Origin of the sequence: Pseudonocardia xinjiangensis (assembly GCF_012911925.1) — a bacterium.
Lineage (GTDB): Bacteria > Actinomycetota > Actinomycetes > Mycobacteriales > Pseudonocardiaceae > Pseudonocardia > Pseudonocardia xinjiangensis.
Window position 1 is genome coordinate 1 of sequence record NZ_JAAXKY010000277.1, and the last position, 3,292, is coordinate 3,292.

Sequence of the window (3,292 nt, forward strand, 5' to 3'; positions counted from 1 at the left end):
CCGATGGACGGGATCGGCCCGGCGTCCGTGGCGGCCGCCGTGCCGATCCCGTCCATCGGACCCACGATCCCCGCCGGCGCCACCCCGGGCTTCGTCGTCGTCGCCCCCAGCGGACGGCAGGCCTACATCGCCAACCGCGCCGCCGGCGTCGTCACCGTCGTCGACACGGCGGTCGACGCGGTGACGGCCACCATCCCCGTCGCGGCCGGCCCCCCGCAGTACCTGGCCTTCTCCCCCGACGGGCGCACCGTCTACGTCAGCATCTGGAACGAGGCCAGGACCATCGCCGCGGTGGGCGTCCTCGACACCACCACGAACACGATCACCGCCACGATCCCGGTGCGCACCCGGCCCTTCCTCGCCGCCGTCACCCCCGACGGGAGCGAGCTCTACGTGCCCAACCACGACTCCGGCACCGTCTCGGTGATCGACACGGGCACCAACACCGTCACCAGCGAGATCAAGGTTGCGCCCAACCCGCACTGGGTCGAGTTCTCGCCCGACGGCACGAAGGCCTACACGGCCAACCACGAGTCGAACCTCGTCTCGGCCATCGACACGTCGAACCACGCGATCCTCGCCGAGATACCCGTCCAGACGAGCCCCCACAGCGTGGCGGTTCACCCGACCCGGCCGCTGGTCGCCAACGTGAACTACGACGCCGCGTCCGTCACGATGATCGACACCGGCACGGACGAGGTCGTCACGGCGATCGCGGTGGGCCGCAACCCGCAGGACATCACGTGGTCCGCCGACGGCCGCTTCGCCTACGTCGTGAACGTCACCGACAACACCGTCTCCGTGATCAACCCCGACACGATGAGGGTGACCGCGACCATCCCGACCGGCTCGTCACCGACCTCGGTCGCCGTCCTGCCGGACGGCACCACCGCCTACGTCTCGAACCTCAAGGACGGCACGCTCACCACCCTGAACGTCGCCGGCTGACCCCGGCCCCACCCCCGCGAGTCGCCCGAATCCCGTGCGCGAGTCGCCCGGAACCGGCCGCCCGGTGTGCCCCGGGCGGCCCGACGGGGGGCAGTCCCTACCTGAACCGGCGGGTGCGCCCAGCCGTCCCTAGGGAGAACGAGATGTATCGCGGAGCCGGTGCGGCGCACTCTTTCCTCAGTCGCAAATAGTTCCCGAAGCCGGAAGGAGACCGACGATGAACACCACCACCACCGCCGCCCTCACCCACCGCGACCGCGCCGTTCTCCGGGCCGTCGCCGCGGGCCGCTGCGAGATCTCCAGGACGGGCGGCGTGCTCGTCGTCGACGGCCTCTGCTTCAGTGACCAGTTCGCCGGTCCCCGGCTCACCGCCGCCGGCCTGATCGCCACGGCTGCGCAGACGGGGCCCGCCCGGCTCACCCCGTCCGGCCACGCCGTGCTCGCGGCAGCGTGACGACATGACTGCCACCGCAACCCTCACCCGGCTCGACCGCTGCGACCGCTGCAGCGCGGCTGCCCAGCTCAGGGCTCTCCTGCCCAGCGGCGGTGAGCTGCTGTTCTGCGGTCATCACGCGCGCAGGCACACGGCCCGGCTGCGCCAGATCGGTGCCGCCCTCAGCTCCGGCCCCTGACCACCCCACCCCTCCTCGTCCCGAGCCCGGTCGCGTCCCCGCGACCGGGCTCGCTGGCATGTCCGGACCTGTGTCGCGATTGCAGGAAGGGTCCACCCCCGCCGGAGACGGGGGACGACTCCGGCGACAGTGGGGTCTCCTCGATGTCGGCACCGGCGCTTTCCGGCAATTCTTTACCCGGGTCCGGAACAGCGGGAAAACACCCCGCGGCCCGATTACCGAAAGGTGCCGAGAATGTCGGACTACTGCGAGGACTACGACAGCGACTACGACGAGGTCGACTGGGAGGACGAGGACTTCGACGAGTGGGAGGACGAGTACGAGGAGTCGGACTGGGAGGACGAGGACGAGGACTCCGACGAGTACGAGTACGCCTGACCAGTTCCGCCGCAATGATCCGAGGAGGACCCGATGAGCGCCCCGCCGGTGCCGGACAGCGCGGCCACGAGGCCGCAGGACGTCCTGGACACGGCGATCGGCACGGCGCGGGCGGGAGGCCGGCTCGACCTCGTCGACCGGCTCTCCGCAGCACGGAGCCTGCTGCGCGCTCCCTCGGTCACGGTGCAGGTGGCCGGCGGCGCGCCGCAGGGCAGGACCGACATGGTCACCGCCCTGCTGCGCGCCGTTCCCGGCTCGCCGGGCATCACCCTCACCCAGGCCGGTGTCGCCGGTCCCGGTGAGGCGGCGGACATCGTGGTGTTCGTCGCCGACTCCGCGCAGATCCTCACCACCGCAGAGCTGGACCAGCTGCGCGCACTGCACCACCGCTGCCCCGCTGTCGTGTTCGTCCTGACGGGGATCGACCGGCACCCGCACTGGCGCGACGTGTTCGAAGCCGATCTCGACCTGCTGGGCTCGGCCGGGGTGCCCGCCGCCCCGTTCGCGGTGTCGGTCGCGCTGCACACCGAGGCCGTCGCCACCGCCCGGCCCGCCCTCGCCACCGCGTCCGGGATCCCCGCACTCGCCGAACGGCTCCGCGACCTCGCCGGGCAGACCGAGCTGAGCGCCGCCCGCGCCGTCGCCCAGGAGGTACTCGGCGCCGTCGGTGAGCTGGAGGACCCGGGAACAGCACCGCCCGGGCCGGTCGCCCGGCGTCCGCGCGCCACCGAGCCCGCTCCCGCCGCTCCCGACCGGGGCCGCTGGCAGCAGGTGCTCTCCGACGGCTTCGCCGCCGTCTCCTCCGACGTGGACTTCGATCTGCGCACCCGCGTGCGCCTCACGGTGGCCGAGGCCGAGCGCGTCGTCGACGAGAACGACCCGGCGACCAGCTGGGACGCGGTGGAGGCCTGGCTGCGCGAACGGCTCGACTACGAGGGCCGCCGGACCCGGGCGCTGCTGACCGCGCGCACCGCCGAGGTCGCCTCCGCACTCGCCGCCGACCTGGGCGGCGCCCCGCTGCGCCCCGTCCATCCACCCGAGGTTCCCGACCTCTTCGACCACCTCCCGCCCCGTGAACCCCCGACAGGCAGGCGCAGGCCGCTGGCAGCGCGCGGCCGCAGCCTGGTGATGTCCGGGTACGGCGGGCTGATGATGGCGCTGGTCCTGCCCCGCTTCGCCGGCATCGACCTCCCGGTCTGGATCGTCGTGGGCGCCGCGGTGATCGAGGTCGTCCGGCGCACCGACTCGCACGCGATCCGCGTGCGTGACCCCGAGGCCGTCACCCGCACCGCCTTCGCGGGTGTCCCGACCTTCCCGGTGGACGAGCGCTGGGT

At 72.8% G+C, this 3,292-nt stretch carries 4 protein-coding genes and 1 pseudogene; all 5 read left to right on the top strand.

What is annotated here, in order from left to right; all coding sequences use genetic code 11:
• The coding region (locus HF577_RS36905) for a beta-propeller fold lactonase family protein (protein WP_169400637.1) at positions 1-948 on the top strand (948 nt) is incomplete at its 5' end.
• Between the two features lie 217 nt (positions 949-1,165).
• The gene (locus tag HF577_RS36910; RefSeq protein WP_169400638.1) at positions 1,166-1,402 is read left to right on the top strand and encodes a hypothetical protein; all 237 of its coding nucleotides are present in this window, start codon (positions 1,166-1,168) and stop codon (positions 1,400-1,402) included.
• 4 nt (positions 1,403-1,406) lie between these two features.
• On the top strand, positions 1,407-1,580 hold the full coding sequence (locus HF577_RS36915; protein ID WP_169400639.1) for a DUF7455 domain-containing protein: 174 nt from the start codon (positions 1,407-1,409) through the stop codon (positions 1,578-1,580).
• Between the two features lie 234 nt (positions 1,581-1,814).
• Positions 1,815-1,958: a hypothetical protein gene (locus tag HF577_RS36920; protein ID WP_169400640.1), complete on the top strand. Its 144-nt coding sequence runs from the start codon at positions 1,815-1,817 to the stop codon at positions 1,956-1,958.
• 33 nt (positions 1,959-1,991) lie between these two features.
• Positions 1,992-3,292, top strand: a pseudogene (locus HF577_RS36925) (hypothetical protein); the annotation flags it as partial.